The organism is Streptomyces sparsus (assembly GCF_054776295.1).
The window spans coordinates 1-1,103 of record NZ_BAAHCA010001276.1; the positions used below are offsets into that span (position 1 = coordinate 1).

1 protein-coding gene and 1 pseudogene are annotated in these 1,103 nt (G+C 74.3%); one reads left to right on the top strand and one right to left on the bottom strand.

The annotated features are described in order from the left end of the window. The coding region (locus ACYVE9_RS27865) for a glycosyltransferase (protein WP_461030665.1) at positions 1–687 on the bottom strand (687 nt) is incomplete at its 3' end. Between the two features lie 137 nt (positions 688–824). Here ACYVE9_RS27865 and ACYVE9_RS27870 point away from each other — a divergent pair. Further along, positions 825–1,103: pseudogene (locus ACYVE9_RS27870) on the top strand (class I SAM-dependent methyltransferase); the annotation flags it as partial.

Below are 1,103 nucleotides of genomic sequence, written 5' to 3' on the forward strand. Positions count from 1 at the left end.
CGCCCGGCCGTCGGCGGGGCGGAACACGTCGAGGTTGACGCCGGGGTGCACGACGGCGGTGCGCTGCGGTTCGGCGTCGTAGTGGCGGACGAGTTCGCCGGCCTCCTCCGCCGTGTTGGCGATGAGCCGGTCGGCGGCCCGGACTATCTGCGTCTCGCCGATGACCCGGGCGGGCGGCTCGGGGGCGTCCCCGGCGGCGAGCGAGGCGTTCTTCACCTTGGCCATGGTGTGCATGGCGTGGACCAGCGGCACGCCCCAGCGCTGTGCGGCGAGCCAGCCGACGTGCCCGGACAGCCAGTAGTGCGAGTGGACGAGGTCGTAGTAGCCGGGGCGGTGGCCGGCCCAGGCCTGCATCACGCCGTGTGTGAAGGCGCAGAGCTGGGCGGGCAGGTCCTCCTTGTTGAGGCCCTCGTACGGCCCGGCGTCGATGTGCCGGACGAGCACGCCCGGCGCGAGTTCCACCCGGGGGGCGAGCGCGCCGGTGGTGGCCCGGGTGAAGATCTCGACCTCGGTGCCGAGCGCGGCGAGCTGCTTGGAGAGCTCCACGATGTAGACGTTCATGCCGCCCGCGTCGCCGGTGCCCGGCTGGTGGAGCGGGGAGGTGTGCACGCTGAGCAGCGCGACTCTGCGCGGGCTGCGCGGGGGGAGGCCGAGCCTGCGACTGATCCGCGTCACGTACGAGCTCACGCGGCTCCTCCCTCACGACGGCGGCACGGCGAACGCCCTTCGCCGGTGTGGGGAACAACCGAAAGGTTGCCCGCTCTTCCCACTTTGCCCAATCGTGACCTGGCAGGCCCCGCCGGGGCTCCGCGTACGCTGCGGACATGTCCGCGCGCGCCCGTCCCCCGGCCCCCGAGGGCACCGTCACCCGGGGCACCACCAACCCGAACCGGCTGCGCCGGATGGACCGCTGGATCGCGGCGACGCACGGTGCCGCACTGCTGCGCAGCCCGGTGCCGCCTGTCGCGGTGGACCTGGGGTACGGGGCCGCGCCGTGGACGGCGGTGGAGTTGCTGGGCCGGTTGCGGCGGGTGCGTCCCGACGTCGCGGTGGTCGGCCTGGAGATCGATCCGGCACGGGTGGCGGCGGCGGAGCCGTGGCAG